We start from the raw sequence: 14,974 nt of genomic DNA, 5'->3' as shown, positions 1-14,974 counted from the left end.
GGGACTGTTCAGTTACGCAAAGATCGTCTTCTTTGCCCGAAAAAAAACACACCAAGGAAAAATAAATTTCCATGTTACAAAGAAAATTGGTGAACATCTCAAATTCAAAGATGACATTAAGGAAAAATACGATTTTGAAATACTGAACTTAACAACCCCACTTTATTATGATTAACATAGATCACTAGGATAAGATATGTCTTTTGATTTTCTAAAAAACCATTTGGTTAAAATAAAAATTGATGGTCGTTACGGAACTGGTGCGATTTTCAAACCAGAAGACGAATCCATAATTTTATATATTTTAACATCTAAACATAACTTCTTTGAAGACAAAAGTTACAGCACCAATGATCTATCCTTAAGTACAAAGAAATTTACCATAGAAATAACACATGAATTGTCTGGTAAAAACATAAATATAAAAAACCAAGAGATTCATTTTTTTGAATCCGATATATTAGATGACTCTTCTAAAAAACATATAGACTTAGCACTACTAATAGTCGACATCAATGAAGATTCAAAAGACTTATTAATTGATACCATTTCAGTACCAGATGATAACAATAAAATTGACACCTATGACACTCGATATAGTTTATTTGGTTACCCGCATTATAAAAATTTCAAAGGAGAAAAAGAAGTTGTTCATTATAAATTAGAATTTTCACAAAATAGTAGCGATTTTTACTTTGAATCAATATTTAAAAATCAAAATGGATTTATTGGATTTGATGAATCTGACAACCATCAAGAAGAGTTAAATGGAATATCTGGATCACCAATATTTTTACTATCGAAAAATCATAAGCCATATTTGCATTCAATAACATTTGGCACAAGTAACTTCAATGAAATTAAAGCAATAAGAATAAATACACTATTAGATAAAATCAATGATAGAATATTAAAAATTAACGAAAAATATCCAGAAATACAATCATCAAGCTCAATAATATTAAGTAATGAAAAACTAAGTTTTAATGAACTAAACGAGTTTGAAGATTTTAAGGAAAAAATCAGATTAAATTCAGATTTATTGGATTTTTTATCAAAGGAATCTGAAAGTGATATAAATATAAAATCTACGTCACTACAACTTTCTGAATGCAATAGAAAACTTAATGAACAGTGTGATGAACTTTCATATAGATATGCACACTTAGCCATATTAGCACAAGAAAAAGGCTTAAAAGCAGCAACCACATCTTATTTAAGCAAGGCAATTGATTGGAATCCTCAACATATCCATGCTTTACTTCACGAACGGGCTGAAAGAAAAAATGACATAGAAGCATTAAAAGCAATGACTCCAGTAATTCTTTCAGAGAAAATCAAAAAATATAAAAAAATTATAGCATCAGAAAAGAATAGTTCAGAAAGAATAAAACTACTCAAAGAAGCGATTACAGAAATAAACTCAACAGAAACAAAGCCTAACACTACTGAACACAATAATAAAGAACTTCAAGTTAATAATTACTGCAAAGATCTAGAAAATTTATATTATAATGATCAAGAACAACAATATATACACAAATATAAAAAACTTGCTGATTTCTATTATGAAACGAGAAACCTTCAAGAAAAATCAACTAAATTCTATTTGATTTCATTAGAGCTTTTAGACAAATCAGTGAATAATGAAAATCACAAATCAATCCGTGAAGAAATCATACCAAAAATCAACTTGCTATCTGAAAAACATATAATTGATAATATCAAGATAGAAGCGAAAGAAATAGCTAACTTTATTATCCATGAAAATGAAGACAAAGAAACAAAAGAAATAATAAATCAATTATATAAGGAAGTGTTAGACTTAAAGAATAAAGAAAATTACCGTGATGAATTTTATGGAAGCCTATTGGATACATTATTCTCTTTAAACATTAGCATAGACAAGCAAATAATACAAAATATTAACAGCAATTCAAAAATAAAACTTGGAAATAATAACAATGAAAAAATCAATGACATAATAGAAGAGTTTAAGAGTCATATCAGCATCCTTCCTAAAAAAGACTTAGAATTTAGGAATTCCATTGAAAGCACTATTGAAAGCTCACTAACTGATCTTATTTCACAATTTGAGAAATTCAGGAGACTGTAAACTGAACTGTGTAACTGCTATATAACAGCGGAAACACCCGCCAAGGAGCAGTCACATGGAACCCCTGAATCCCGTCCTGATGGATGAGCTATTAACCGATTGCAAAACGCCTGCTGATGTAAAGAACCTTTACAGCCAGCTCCTGCAACGGATGATCAACCGCAGCCTCGAAGCCGAACTGGACGCGCACCTGAAATACGACAAGGGTGAGCGTAGCGATATAGGGCAACGGCGCAGCAACACCCGCAACGGTAAAGGCAACAAGACCATCAAAGGCGAGTTTGGCGAGTTGCAGGTGGAAACACCGCGTGACCGTGACGGCAGCTTTGAGCCAAAGCTGGTGCAGAAACGCCAGATACGGCTGGCAGGGATGGAAGAACACATCCTGACACTGTATGCCAAAGGCATGACCACCCGCGACATTGAAGACACGGTTAAACGGCTGTACGGGGTCGACATCTCGCACACGCTGATTAGCGAAGTGACTGAAGCCGTCCAAGGCGAAGCCAAAGCTTGGCAATCACGGGCATTAGACAACATCTACCCGATTGTCTGGCTTGATGGGATTATCGTTAAAGTTCAACAAGATAAGCAGGTCATCAACAAAGCGGCGCATGTGGTGCTGGCGGTCAACCTACGCGGTGAAAAGGACGTGTTGGGCATCTGGTTAGCAGAAAATGAAGGGGCGAAGTTCTGGCTGTCGGTGTTGACTGAACTACGCCACCGGGGCGTGCAGGACATCTATGTGGCTTGCATGGATGGCTTAAACGGCTTGCCGGAAGCGGTCAATGCCGTCTTCCCCAAAACATTGACCCAGTTGTGCATGGTACACATGGTTCGCGCCAGCTTGCGCTACGTCACTGCCAAAGACACCAAAGGTGTGGTGGCAGCCCTCAAACGCATTTACCAATCCAGTACCGCTGAAGAAGCGGAACGCGAACTGGAAGCACTGGAGACTGAATGGGGCGACAAATACAAAGCGGTCGTGCGTCTATGGCGCGGCAACTGGGCGAATGTCATCCCCTTCTTCCAGTTCCAACCCGAAATCCGCAAGGTGATTTACACCACCAATGCGATTGAGTCCCTGAACATGAGTTTGCGCAAGTTCACCCGCAATCGGCGCATCTTCCCCAGTGACAGTTCAGCCCATCTCCTTATACACAAATCAATCCATTCCCAACTCACTAGCCATCTGAATACCATAAATACAGTCCAGCACTCGTGAATAGCCCAACCAGATACTTTTAGCCCCCGGTTCGCCATCGGATTTTCTGCCCAAAAAGCCACCCAGTTCTGCCAGATTGCGGATCACTTGATTGAGGGTAGGTATGCCATCGGGTAGTGCTTTTTTGCCGAGCCGGAAGGATACTTTCCATTCCAGCGGGTCAAACACCAGATCAGCCGGAAGTTCTGGGCAGGTACGCCCCAACCGCATCAGAAACATAATCCGCCAAGCCACCATGATGTAGAGCGCGAGGGCTTTTTCGATGCGCTCTTTGGTCTCCAGTTGCAGTTTTTCGACGCGACAGCCAACTTTCAGGACATCAAAAAACATTTCGATTTCCCAACGCGCTCGATACCAGTCGATAAGTTCACAGGCAGCATCGGCTGTTTCCACACAACGGTTGGTGACTAAACGCCAAATGAGGGGCGATTTTCCGGCGGGTGGGTTAATTTCTTTGGCTTGAACCAAGGTCAATAGCATCGGATGCTGACTCTTGGGACGCAAGGTATAACGTAACACCTTGATTTCTTGTACCACTTTGCGGGGCTTTTCACCCTGCTTGCGCGGTTTGGTAAAGGTGATACGGGTCAACGCCTGTTGTTGCTCAATGGCATCCCACAGTTTGAGGTCATCTCCTAATGCACGGTTATGTTGCGCCCGTATCAGCAGGTCAGCCGGGTAATTCAAGGCTTGCGCCCGTTGGAGCAAGTCGTAAAAGTCGCTTTCACGGTCGCCAGCATAGATGAAGCGGTGTTCAGGGCAGCGTGCCGCCAGTTCGGCTACCCGTTCATACCCTTCAATCCAACGACGGCTTTCTTTGATGCTGGGGTTGGCTTGGTCGGCCGCTTTGCTCAATCCCCGTGACCACATCCACGTATCGGTGATGCCCAACGGCAAACGTTCTGGGGTAATACACAAGGTCGGATGCAGGTACATCCCGCGTTGCTTATCGTAGGATAACCGCCCCAAGCCCTCGGTTTCCTGTCCATTGAAGTCCAGTTCGGTCGTATCTTGAATACACAGGATAATCCGCGAGTCTTGTTGACGAATTCGGCACTCTGTCGCTTCAAAGTGGGATGCCATCAAAGCATCATGGCTCACCGCTTCATTCCAGAAGAAACGGTACGTCGCCAAGGTGCTTGACCAACTCTGGCAAGCCTTGGGGATACTGGATTGGGGCACTTTTAGCATGGCGTTGAGAATATGGGCTGCGCGTGTTTCGAGGCGCTTGTCTCCCAAATCAAGATCGGTGAGTTCGCTAGATGACCAGTTCATGGGTGTAAATTGCTTATCTTACATCAGCTTGGGAACTTGTGTATAAGGAGATGAGTTCAGCCCTCAAAAGCCTGTATTTGGCGGTGCGCGAAGCCTCGCAAAAGTGGTCGGTTATCCACCACTGGAAGCCTGCTTTGCAGACCTTTTTACTGATGTTCGGCGAAGAGCGCGTCCCGCTCTCCGCCCTATGAAAATTTGTTACACAGTTTATTTGACAGACTCAAATTCAGCGACATCCCTGACGAAGTTCAGAGCAATATTGAAAAAACAGAACAACATTTACTTAAAATAATAAAAGAAGAAAAAATAAATTTACAACAAGCCAATAGCGACTTATCACTTAAAATAAAAGAGCTATCTTTTGATAACATCAAAATTGAAAAACTAAAAACCGACATAATTAATCATTTAAAATCGTCCGAGAAGAAAATGATTATGCGAATAGATCAAATATCAAAAAATGATCACCATAAAAAACTAGCTATTCAAATTATACAAGATAGTATATATCAGCTACATAAAACTGTGAAAACCATTCACATCTCAAAAAACTTATCAAACTCAAATCAAATTGATGTTATTAGAAATGAAATCAAGTTTATCATAAGTACCTGCAATGACCTCGAATCTAAAGTATTGGAGAAATTAGAAATTTATTCAAACTACGGAAACGACATCGACTCAATAAAACTTAGCCAAAATCTCTTTGAAAAAATTTTACTACCTAAAACAATAGAAGCATTATCTAACCGTACATGCGAAGATACTGATATTAAAACAATAAAAGACAGTCAGAACCATCTTCTAGAGAGAGATAATCTATTTAAAAACAATAACGCCATAAAATCGCAGTTCACTCCTAACAAAAAATCACTATTAATCATATACTTATCAATAATATTCTTAAGCATAGCTTACTTTTTTGTAAATCATGGTCTTTTAGATTTGCTTACCAATTTGTGGCACACTGCATGGCAGAAGTTTAACGGATAACAAGGAACTCCTATGTGCGGCATTTGCGGTGAACTACGCCTCGACGGGCAACTCCCCGAACTAAAATACCTCAACAGCATGATGGCGAAGCTGGAAAAGCGCGGCCCCGACCACGCGGGCAGCTTTTCCGACGGCGGCTTGATGTTTGGGCATCGCCGCTTGGCGATCATCGACCTGTCGTACAAATCCAGCCAGCCGATGGTCGACATCGAATCGGGCTTGGCGCTGGTGTTCAACGGCACGATCTACAACCACCCCGAATTGCGGGCGGAATTGAAGGCTCGTGGGCATCATTTCTTCTCCGAAGGCGATACCGAAGTCATCCTCAAAGCCTACGCGGAATGGGGCGAAGATGCGCCCAAACATTTGCTCGGCATGTTCGCCTTTGCCATCTGGGATATGCGCAAGAAAACGCTGTTCGTGGCGCGTGACCGCATGGGCATCAAGCCGCTGTACTACGCCGCTGACGGTAAAAGTTTCCGCTTTGCCTCCAACACGCAAGCCTTGCTGACCACGCCAAGGATTGATACCAGCCTCGACCCGCTGGCGATCCACAACCTGTTTTCGCTGCACGCGGTTGTGCCCGCACCACGCACCGTGCTGAACGGCATCCGCAAGCTACAACCCGCGCACAGTCTCACTATCCACGTTGACGGGCGGCAAGAGCTGAAGCGTTACTGGAATCTGGTGGCACGTCGCCCCGCCGAAGCGCGTTCCGAACAGGAGTGGATCGACGCAGTACACGCATCGCTGAAAACCGCCGTGCGCCGCCGCAACAATATCGCCGACGTACCCGTGGGCGTACTGCTTTCCGGCGGCTTGGATTCGAGCCTGCTGGTTGGTTTGCTGTCTGAAATCGGTATCAAGGACATCCGCACCTTCACCATCGGTTTCGACGACCAACCGGAGGAAAAAGGCAGCGAATACGAATACTCCGACGCGGTGGTGGAACGCTTCCAACCCAAACACCACAAATTCCACATCCCCAACGAACAAACCCTGTCACGCCTGCCAGAAGCGGTGGCGAACATGGCAGAACCGATGTTCGGGCAGGATGCGATTGGCTTTTACCTGCTCTCCGAACAGGTGTCCAAGCATGTAAAAGTGGTGCAATCCGGGCAAGGCGCGGATGAAGTGTTCGGCGGCTATTTCTGGTATCCGCAAGCGCACGCCGACAAAAACCCCGACATGCTGCAACGCCTCGCGCCGTATTATTTCGACCGCGACCACAGCGAGATGGCGGAAATGTTGCAAACCCCGTTCCAGACTCGCGATTACACGGGCGAATTGGTGCGCGAATTGCTGGAATCAGCGGATGCGGAAGACACGCTGGATGCGGTATTGCGTGCCGACGTGACCACTTTCATCGTCGATGATCCGGTCAAGCGCGTAGATAATATGACGATGGCGTGGGGCTTGGAAGCGCGTGTGCCATTCCTTGATCACGAACTGGTGGAACTGGCGGCGCAAATGCCGACCGAATTGAAGTTGCGTGATGGCGGCAAGTATGTGCTGAAACAAATTGCGCGGGGGCTAGTGCCGGATAGCGTGATTGACCGCCCCAAGGGGTATTTCCCTGTGCCTGCCTTGAAGTTTGTGCGCGGCGAGTTTCTGGAAATGATGCGTGATTTGCTGGATTCGCAAGCGTGTCGGGAACGGGGCTTGTATCAGCCTAGTTATATTGACAAGGTGATTGCTCAACCTGAAGCGCATTTGACGCGGATTCAGGGCAGCAAGCTGTGGCACATGGCGGCGTTGGAGATGTGGTTGCAGAGTCAGAGCATCTAAGAGATGCGACATTGGCTTAAAGTCACAATCGCATGGGTCTTTGGTATCATACTGGCTCTCGGCATTGCATCATTAGGACAGTTTCTGATTTACCTATGCCCTGATGATCAATTGCAGCAACTCGCTACTACTGGCTATGAGGGTACAGAAATGTTTACCCTCGAAGTCACAACCTGCCAAGCAAACTGGTATAACACGTTTGATCTAAGCTGGATGGTTTGCTGTGTATTGATTTATCTATTATTGCCAACAAGTTTAGCCTTGCGAGTTACACCGCGAAAAAAAACAACGGTAGCACTCATTACAATGCTAGCGACATTGCTGTTGCTCTCAATGGCAATTTTACTCAGCTAGATACACTCAAGCTGCTGTTGCCAAGCCAAGCCAATCAGCGCCAACGTCAACTGATGGGATTGCACCATGTGCAAAGCGATAACGCGGTGAATGCCATGTTGTAATAAATGCGCATCAAATGGGATTGCCAAGATGGAAGGTTTGCCGTGCTTGGTAATGATGCTGATATTGCCTTCGTGGGCATGTTTCAGCAGCTCACCGGAACGGTTGCGCAAATCGCGGGCGGTGTAGACTTCGACAGCTTGCATATAACGACTCCTGTCTGATTGTATGCACACAGTGTAGCACTTTATTGTCCTATAGCGACAATTCCGCCTGCTGCTAGTAGTTGCGGATACCTGAACGATAGGTCTATCATCAAGCATATTCAGATTATCTATTAAACAATAAAACTAATGAGTGTTTGCCAATGGTTTCACTGAGCTACTTGCTTGGCATCGTCTGCATCGCCGCTCTGGTAATCACCGTAATGGCTTACCTCCTTTGGTGGCAACACAGCCGTCAAACCCGGTGTCAGCAGGAAGCGCAGGAGCGGGAGAACCTGTTACGCACCATTATGGATGAAAGCCCCTCCATCATCTTACTCAAGGACGAGGCAGGCCGGTTCCTGTTTGGTAATCGTACTCTGGCAGAACTGTATGGTACGACACCGGGTGAATTGATCGGCAAGGATGACAGCGCCTTCAACCACAACCAAGCGCAAGTCGAGTTTTATCAACAGGATATGCAAAAAACCTTACGCTTGGGCGAAACCCGTGTAGTCATGGAACAAGCCACGGATGCCCGCTCTGGCGAAATACGCCATTACCAGTCGATCAAAAAACCGTTCATGCGCCCGGATGGCACACAAAACCTGCTCATTCTCGCCAATGATGTCACCGATCTGCACGCGGCGCGTACCCGTGCGGAAGCCAGTGAACAACGCCTGAAACACGTACTGGAAGCCACCGCTGAAGGCATTTGGGATTGGTATGTGGGCACGAACCATCTGGTGAATAATGTGCGCTGGTGTGAGTTGTTCGGTTTTCGCACCAATGAGGTCGAGCATTCTCTGGAAGATTTCACTTGCTTGCTGCTGGAAGAAGACCGTGCCGACATCATGGCAGCGATTCAAACCTGTCTGCAAGGCAAAGGCGCGTATTCCCACGAACACCGGATGCGACGCAAAGATGGCAGCATTATCTGGGTACGGGATCGCGGCAATGTGGTGGAATGGAGTGCGGATGGGCAACCGTTACGCATGGTCGGCAGCGTAGCCGATATTACCGAAACCAAACACGCGCAACTGGAACTGCAACGCGCCAAAGATGCCGCCGAAGCCGCCAGCAAGGCCAAAAGCGAATTCCTCGCGGTGATGAGCCATGAAATCCGCACCCCGATGAATGGCGTACTGGGTATGGTCGAACTCCTGAAAATCACCAATCTGAGCAAAAACCAACGTCATTACACCGACATTATCGCCACTTCCGGCACCCATTTACTCGGTGTTATCGAAGACATTCTGGATTTTTCCAAAATTGAAGCCAACAAAATCGAGCTACAGCAAGAAAGTTTTGACCTGCAAATCCTGACCGAAGAAATTGTCGATGTGCTGCGCGAACAAGCCAGCAGCAAACAGCTTTACCTGCAATTGCACACCGACTTGCAAGGCAAAACCAAGCTGCAAGGCGATGCGCACCGTTTACGCCAAGTGCTGTTTAACCTGCTCGGTAATGCCATCAAATTCACCACCATTGGCTCCGTGAGCGTCGATATTTGCCTGCAACAGTGCCAGCAAAATCAGGTGTTCATCCAGTTCAGCGTCAAAGATACCGGTATCGGCATCAAGGAAAATGCCCAACAACGCATTTTTGATGCCTTTACCCAAGAAGACGGCTCCACTACCCGGCGTTTCGGTGGCACGGGTCTGGGGCTACCCATTGCAGCGCGTTTGGTAGCACTCATGGACGGCAAACTGGAACTGAGCAGCCAACCCGGTCTGGGCAGCCTGTTCTATTTCACCTTGCCGTTTACGCTCGCAGACAATATTGCCCTACCCTTACCCGAACTGACGCAACAGCCTGAAATGAGTGGTGATCTGGCTGGGCGGGTGTTGCTGGTGGAAGATAACCCCATCAATGCCGAAGTGGCGCATTTATGGCTGGAAGAGCTTGGGCTGCACGTCATACTTGCCGAAAATGGCAAAGAAGCACTAGCTGCCTTGGAACAACAAAGCGTTGACCTGATCTTGATGGATTTACACATGCCGGGTATGACAGGGCAAGAAACCAGCCGTGCCATCCGCCAACGCGAAGCTGCTGATGACGAAGCCCGCCCCATCCCCATCATTGCCCTGAGCGCCGATGTCGGGGAAGAAACCCGCGCTAACTGCCTGAACGCAGGCATGAATGATTACCTCAGCAAGCCGCTCAATGTGGCGCAATTACGTGAAAAACTCAGTTACTGGATGAAGGATCAGGTTTTAACGATCTAAAACCGTCCGTAAGCACTCACCCCGCCCCCTTGGTAATGGCTGTAGACATGCTGGTAAACCTGAAAGCCTCTGATTTCCAGCTCATCATCGGGGTAACTGTCAGCCGGTAGCCACTGCAAGCGCTCATCAATGATCACCCGCACTTGCGCGGCAACTTGGGTGCTTTCACGCCAGCGCTCAATTTTCAGTTTCTCGGCTTTCAGGATGTCGAGGGTTTCTTTGGCGACCGCCTTAACCTTTTTGCGCTCCTCAAGGCTGAGCGTTGGCTTTTTGAGTAAATCAAAAATGGCTAGCGTTTCCTCATCCAGCTCTTCACGCATGGCGCGTTCGGTTTCTGGGGTAAGCTCTTTTTTCAGGAAAACATTCAACTCATCAAAGGCTTTTTGCACGGCTTGCAGGTCTTTACCATCGTTGTAGGCTTGGATAATGGCTTGGTACTTCTCGTAAAAAACTAAACGGGTGGGGTTTTGCTGCATCATTTGCGCCAGCCGTTGCGCTATTGCTTGTTGCAGGTCAAACACTACAGTGTTCTTTTCGGTGGATTTGGCGAAGGCGGCGCGTAATTTGTCAAAATCCAAGGTGCTGAGATCAACGTAATCATCATCGGGGTGGGGGCAATCTGTATCACCCGCTTTTTCTAAAGTGGTAACGCTCAAGTTCACCTCTTGCTGAAGCCTGCGCATCACAGCGGTAATATCAGCCGCAGCCTTTTTCTGGTTAAGCTGGTCGTAGATAGCTTCAATCGCGTTGAATTCGGGCGTGTAAGGTTTCACCAATGGCTCTAGACAAAGCGCACTGTATTTGCGGAATACGTCGCGGGCGTAAAACTCGTACTTAGTACGGGTGGTTGCATTCAGCGATACGGCGTTCCTCGCTTCTTTCAGCTTGGCTAACTTGTGCAATATACTGGGAGGATTCACCAACGTATCCAGTTCAAAGCCGACTTCTTGTAGGTGATTGCGCACGGTCAGAATCGCATTGCGCAACTCAGTTTCCATTTCCTCCAATTTTTCAACTGGCTTATCACCACCGCCTTTTGTACCCTTACCCGTGTTTTTGCCACTTTTGCCGTAGACGGAATAGGCTTTCTCCAACTGCTGGTAGACATTGCCGTAATCAATGATCAGGCCGTTTTCCTTTTCATCATCATACACCCGGTTGGCACGGGCAATGGTTTGCATCAAGGTATGACCTTGAATCGGCTTATCCAGATACACCGTGGATACACACGGCGCATCAAACCCAGTGATCCACATCGCGCACACAATTGCCAAACGGAACGGGTTGTCATCGTCCTTAAATTCGGTTTCCAGATCACGCTCAACCATCTTTTTGCGGTGTGGCTCAATATCCAAGCCCCAATCAGCGAATTTTTTCAGCTCGTTTTGTTCAGGGCTGACCACCACACACACTTCGGTGGTTTGCACCCGTTGTAACTGGCGTTTGAGTTTTTGCGCTTGTTGCTCATCCTCAGCGTGCTTCAGGCGCTGTTCGAGTGTCTGCACATACTCAGGCCAATGTTCCATGATCAAATTGTACATACGCACGGCGGTAGGTTTATCCAAAGCCACATACATGGCTTTGCCCTGATAACCGCGTTCATTGAAATGCCACACCAAATCCTTGGCAATGGCGTTGAGGCGATCTTCAGCGGTGAGGATGGGGTAATCACGGGCAAACTCACGTTTGAGTTTAGCGAGTTGATCCGCGTCCAATTCTTCCGAGTTGATGATGGCAGTCATGCGTTCATCAAGCTTGGGGTTGTCCAGTGCCAGCTTTTCTCCCCGGTTTTGGTAACGCAGCGGCAAAGTGGCGTAGTCGTCAATGGCTTTTTTGAAGTCATACACCGACACGTAATCACCGAAAATATTCTTGGTAATCTCCACCTCTTCATCAATCAACGGCGTGCCGGTGAACCCCAGATACGACGCATTGGGAATCGCCTGAAAACGCATATTGCGGGCAAACGTGCCACCTTGGGTACGATGAGCTTCGTCAGAAATCACAATGATATTGGCGCGTTCAGTAATCAGCGGGTACGCCGTTTCCTTTTTCGGGTCGATGGAAAACTTGTGAATCAGGCTGAATACATAACGGTGGTTTTCGGTGAGCAATTCGCGTAAATGTTCGCGGCTTTTGGCACGTACCCCGCGTTTGGGTAATTGAGTCGGCAATGCCTTGCAACTGGCGAAGGTGTCATAAAGCTGATTTTCCAGTTCACTGCGGTCTGTCACCAGTAAAAAGGTGTAACTACCACCGAATTTTCGCAGCAATTTCTGGCACATAAACACCATCGAATACGACTTGCCCGACCCTTGGGTATGCCAGAACACGCCGAGCTTGCCTTGCAGGTCGGCAATATTGCGGGCTTGATTCAGCACTTTGTTTACGCCGAGGAACTGGTGGTTTTTCGCCATGATCTTGGCCATGTCGTCACCGTCACCATCGAATAACAGGAAATTCTCGAACAAATCCAGCAAACGCCCCTTCTCACACGTGCCGCGAATTAGGGTGTCGATATCGACAACACCTTCGTCATCTTCTTCGTAGCGTTTCCATTCCTGAAAGAATTTGAACGGGCTGGTAATCGTGCCGACCCGTGCATCCACCCCGTTGCTGAGGATAATGAAAGCGTTGTAGTGAAACAGTGTGGGAATCGCGCCATCGTGATTTTTGCCGCCTGTGTAATCGCTGAGGTTTTGATCGTAGGCATTACGCAATGCCACACCGGGAGCTTTCAGCTCGAAAAACACCAAGGGGATGCCGTTCACGAAACCAATAATGTCTGGGCGGCGTTCGTACAACGCGCCTTTGATGGTTAATTGGCGCACCGCTAGAAAGTGATTTTGTTCCGGTTCGTTAAAGTTGAACACTTTGAGCTTTTGGGTTTGCAGCATCCCATCTGCGTCTTGGTAGCTGACTTCGACCCCGTGAATGAATAGCGCGTGTTTGGTTTTGTTGATGTCCGCCAGCTTTTTTCCGGCTTCGGCTTGTTGGATTTGGTCAATCGCGCTTTGGTAGGCGGCGTGAGGCAAGTCGGGGTTGAGTGCTTTGAGCGCAGTCATCAGGTGGCGGTACAAAATGACTTCGGAAAGGTTGGCACGACCTAATAAGCCGTCGCTGCGGTCGGGCAGTTTGGAAAGCGGCTCAGTCCATGCGGTGACAACCTGCCAATGCAAGTCCAGCAAAATCTCTTCGGCGGGATCTTCTACCGCTTTGTCTTCGGAATACTCGTAACTCATGCCCGCCCCTAGTCATGTGCAGCCTTGCTCAAGGTTGCTGAATAGGATGATTTTATCGGCATCTGGTGCTGAATGGTAGCGGATAGTGACCAAGTTGGATGATTGCGTTTTTCATGCAAATGTATATACTCAATGTTATTACATTCATAACAGGAGCAAGGAATATGATCGTTGCACGGGTTTTTATGAGTGGGAACTCGCAGGCGGTACACATCCCCAAAGAGTTTCGACTGGACGATGCCGAAGTGGAAATTTTTCGGCGCGGGGATGAGCTGGTATTGCGTAAATTACACCGCAAGCTGACGGATGCATTCCATCTGTTAGCGTCCATGCCAGACGACTTTATGTCCGATGGGCGTAACGACAGCTTGCCACAAGAGCGTGAAGCATGGTGTTGAAGTATTTGCTGGATACGAATATCTGTATCTATATCGCCAAGCATAAACCGCCTGAAGTGTTGGCACGGTTTAATGAACTGGAGGCGGGCGAGGTCGCCATGTCGGTGGTGACGTATGGCGAGTTGTATAATGGCGCAATGAAAAGTCAGCATCAGGCGGTGGCATTACAGAAACTGGCGCAATTGCTGACATTTATTCCGGCGTTGCCACTTGCCGATACGGTGGGTCAACATTACGGCGAAATCCGCAGCCACCTTGAGCAAGCGGGAACTACCATCGGCAATAATGACTTGTGGATTGCGGCTCATGCACGTGAGCTGGGTATCACGCTGGTGACGAATAATCTGCGTGAATTTGAGCGTGTACCGGAATTGGTGGCTGAAAATTGGGTGGGCTAATGCGCCACCCGCGCCAATAGTGACCATTTCATCTTAAAAGCCCTCTTGTGTTGCCTAGCCAAACTATTTCACCTATGATCATGTGTATAAAATACGGGAACTATACACATGATGCGTACCAATATTGTGATCGACGAAACGCTGATTCAAAGTGTAATGCAAGAAACAGGCTTAAAAACCAAGCGTGAAGCGGTCGAACGGGGCTTGCAATTACTGTTGCGTCTGTCACGCCAAGCGCGTATCCGTGAATTTCGCGGTAAATTGCAGTGGGAAGGTGATTTAGAGGCTAGTCGGCAGGCAACGGTATGATTTTTGTTGATTCAAGCGTGTGGATTGACTATTTCAACGGCAAAATTACGCCACAAACCGATTGGTTGGACAGCGTGCTAGGAGCGCAACTGGTGGCGACGGGTGAGCTGGTGTTAACCGAGGTGTTACAAGGTTTTCGCCATGACGCGGACTATCAACAAGCGAAAACCTTGTTACTGACGCTGGAGCAATTACCCATGTTAAGTACTGACATTGCTTTGCAGAGTGCGGATAATTTTAGAGCCTTACGCAAACGGGGGCTAACGGTTCGGAAAACGGTCGATGTGCTGATTGCGACTTTTTGTATTGTGCAGGGGTTGCCACTGCTCCATGCTGATAAGGATTTTGAACCGTTCCATCAGCATTTGGGCTTGAAAAACGCGCTGCCAACGCATTAGCAAAT

At 46.9% G+C, this 14,974-nt stretch carries 12 protein-coding genes and 1 pseudogene; 10 read left to right on the top strand and 3 right to left on the bottom strand.

The features are described from left to right. Positions 1–196 precede the first annotated feature (196 nt). Positions 197–2,116, top strand: coding sequence for a hypothetical protein (locus J1836_RS15000; protein ID WP_207251954.1), 1,920 nt, complete (start codon positions 197–199; stop codon positions 2,114–2,116). A 76-nt stretch (positions 2,117–2,192) separates the two neighbouring features. Then, a complete protein-coding gene (locus tag J1836_RS14995; protein WP_307792595.1) occupies positions 2,193–3,341 on the top strand; it encodes an IS256 family transposase in 1,149 nt (382 codons plus the stop codon). On the opposite strand, the gene J1836_RS14990 is transcribed toward J1836_RS14995, so the two are convergent. After that, the gene (locus tag J1836_RS14990; RefSeq protein WP_207249434.1) at positions 3,282–4,616 is read right to left on the bottom strand and encodes an IS4 family transposase; all 1,335 of its coding nucleotides are present in this window, start codon (positions 4,614–4,616) and stop codon (positions 3,282–3,284) included. The two genes, J1836_RS14995 and J1836_RS14990, sit on opposite strands and share 60 nt — an antisense overlap. 53 nt (positions 4,617–4,669) lie before the next feature. Between J1836_RS14990 and J1836_RS14985 the strand changes: the two are divergent. The 3 genes and pseudogenes from J1836_RS14985 to J1836_RS14975 form a co-directional block, all read left to right on the top strand. Continuing rightward, a pseudogene (locus J1836_RS14985) lies at positions 4,670–4,807 on the top strand (IS256 family transposase); the annotation flags it as partial. Positions 4,808–4,811: 4 nt separating this feature from the next. After that, positions 4,812–5,609: a hypothetical protein gene (locus J1836_RS14980; protein ID WP_207251953.1), complete on the top strand. Its 798-nt coding sequence runs from the start codon at positions 4,812–4,814 to the stop codon at positions 5,607–5,609. Between the two features lie 12 nt (positions 5,610–5,621). Continuing rightward, a complete protein-coding gene (locus J1836_RS14975; RefSeq protein ID WP_207251952.1) occupies positions 5,622–7,397 on the top strand; it encodes an N-acetylglutaminylglutamine amidotransferase in 1,776 nt (591 codons plus the stop codon). A 350-nt stretch (positions 7,398–7,747) separates the two neighbouring features. Here the strand turns inward: J1836_RS14975 and J1836_RS14970 are convergent, their stop codons facing one another. Further along, on the bottom strand, positions 7,748–7,999 hold the full coding sequence (locus tag J1836_RS14970; protein ID WP_207251951.1) for a type II toxin-antitoxin system Phd/YefM family antitoxin: 252 nt from the start codon (positions 7,997–7,999) through the stop codon (positions 7,748–7,750). A gap of 221 nt (positions 8,000–8,220) precedes the next feature. On the opposite strand from J1836_RS14970, the gene J1836_RS14965 reads away from it, so the two are divergent. Continuing rightward, positions 8,221–10,224, top strand: a complete 2,004-nt coding sequence (locus J1836_RS14965; RefSeq protein WP_207251950.1) for a hybrid sensor histidine kinase/response regulator — start codon at positions 8,221–8,223, stop codon at positions 10,222–10,224. Here J1836_RS14965 and J1836_RS14960 read toward each other — a convergent pair. Then, positions 10,221–13,466 (bottom strand): type I restriction endonuclease subunit R, encoded by a 3,246-nt coding sequence (locus tag J1836_RS14960; RefSeq protein ID WP_207251949.1) that lies wholly within the window; start codon positions 13,464–13,466, stop codon positions 10,221–10,223. The two genes, J1836_RS14965 and J1836_RS14960, sit on opposite strands and share 4 nt — an antisense overlap. A 185-nt stretch (positions 13,467–13,651) precedes the next feature. Between J1836_RS14960 and J1836_RS14955 the strand changes: the two genes are divergently transcribed. The 4 genes from J1836_RS14955 to vapC (J1836_RS14940) all read left to right on the top strand — a co-directional run bounded on the left by J1836_RS14955 (position 13,652) and on the right by vapC (J1836_RS14940) (position 14,969). After that, complete coding sequence (locus J1836_RS14955) at positions 13,652–13,864, top strand: antitoxin (RefSeq protein WP_242632869.1); 213 nt, start codon at positions 13,652–13,654, stop codon at positions 13,862–13,864. Next, the gene (vapC, locus tag J1836_RS14950) at positions 13,855–14,262 is read left to right on the top strand and encodes a type II toxin-antitoxin system tRNA(fMet)-specific endonuclease VapC (protein ID WP_207251947.1); all 408 of its coding nucleotides are present in this window, start codon (positions 13,855–13,857) and stop codon (positions 14,260–14,262) included. Before J1836_RS14955 ends, vapC (J1836_RS14950) begins: the two co-directional genes overlap by 10 nt. A gap of 108 nt (positions 14,263–14,370) precedes the next feature. Next, positions 14,371–14,571, top strand: a complete 201-nt coding sequence (locus J1836_RS14945) for a type II toxin-antitoxin system VapB family antitoxin (protein WP_242632868.1) — start codon at positions 14,371–14,373, stop codon at positions 14,569–14,571. Next, complete coding sequence (vapC, locus tag J1836_RS14940) at positions 14,568–14,969, top strand: type II toxin-antitoxin system VapC family toxin (protein ID WP_207251946.1); 402 nt, start codon at positions 14,568–14,570, stop codon at positions 14,967–14,969. The genes J1836_RS14945 and vapC (J1836_RS14940) overlap by 4 nt, the downstream gene beginning before the upstream one ends. The last annotated feature ends 5 nt before the right edge of the window (positions 14,970–14,974 follow it).

It is taken from the genome of Thiothrix fructosivorans (assembly GCF_017349355.1).
GTDB classification, from domain to species: Bacteria; Pseudomonadota; Gammaproteobacteria; order Thiotrichales; family Thiotrichaceae; genus Thiothrix; species Thiothrix fructosivorans.
The sequence above is the reverse complement of the archived record's forward strand: the minus strand, read 5'-3'. Positions and strand labels throughout refer to the sequence as shown.

Coding starts and splice junctions, on each gene's coding strand:
- J1836_RS15000 (WP_207251954.1), top strand. CDS start 197: ATGTCTTTTGATTTTCTAAAAAACCATTTGGTTAAAATAAAAATTGAT.
- J1836_RS14990 (WP_207249434.1), bottom strand. CDS start 4,616: ATGAACTGGTCATCTAGCGAACTCACCGATCTTGATTTGGGAGACAAG.
- J1836_RS14975 (WP_207251952.1), top strand. CDS start 5,622: ATGTGCGGCATTTGCGGTGAACTACGCCTCGACGGGCAACTCCCCGAA.
- J1836_RS14970 (WP_207251951.1), bottom strand. CDS start 7,999: ATGCAAGCTGTCGAAGTCTACACCGCCCGCGATTTGCGCAACCGTTCC.
- J1836_RS14965 (WP_207251950.1), top strand. CDS start 8,221: ATGGCTTACCTCCTTTGGTGGCAACACAGCCGTCAAACCCGGTGTCAG.
- J1836_RS14960 (WP_207251949.1), bottom strand. CDS start 13,466: ATGAGTTACGAGTATTCCGAAGACAAAGCGGTAGAAGATCCCGCCGAA.
- J1836_RS14955 (WP_242632869.1), top strand. CDS start 13,652: ATGAGTGGGAACTCGCAGGCGGTACACATCCCCAAAGAGTTTCGACTG.
- vapC (WP_207251947.1), top strand. CDS start 13,855: ATGGTGTTGAAGTATTTGCTGGATACGAATATCTGTATCTATATCGCC.
- J1836_RS14945 (WP_242632868.1), top strand. CDS start 14,371: ATGATGCGTACCAATATTGTGATCGACGAAACGCTGATTCAAAGTGTA.
- vapC (WP_207251946.1), top strand. CDS start 14,568: ATGATTTTTGTTGATTCAAGCGTGTGGATTGACTATTTCAACGGCAAA.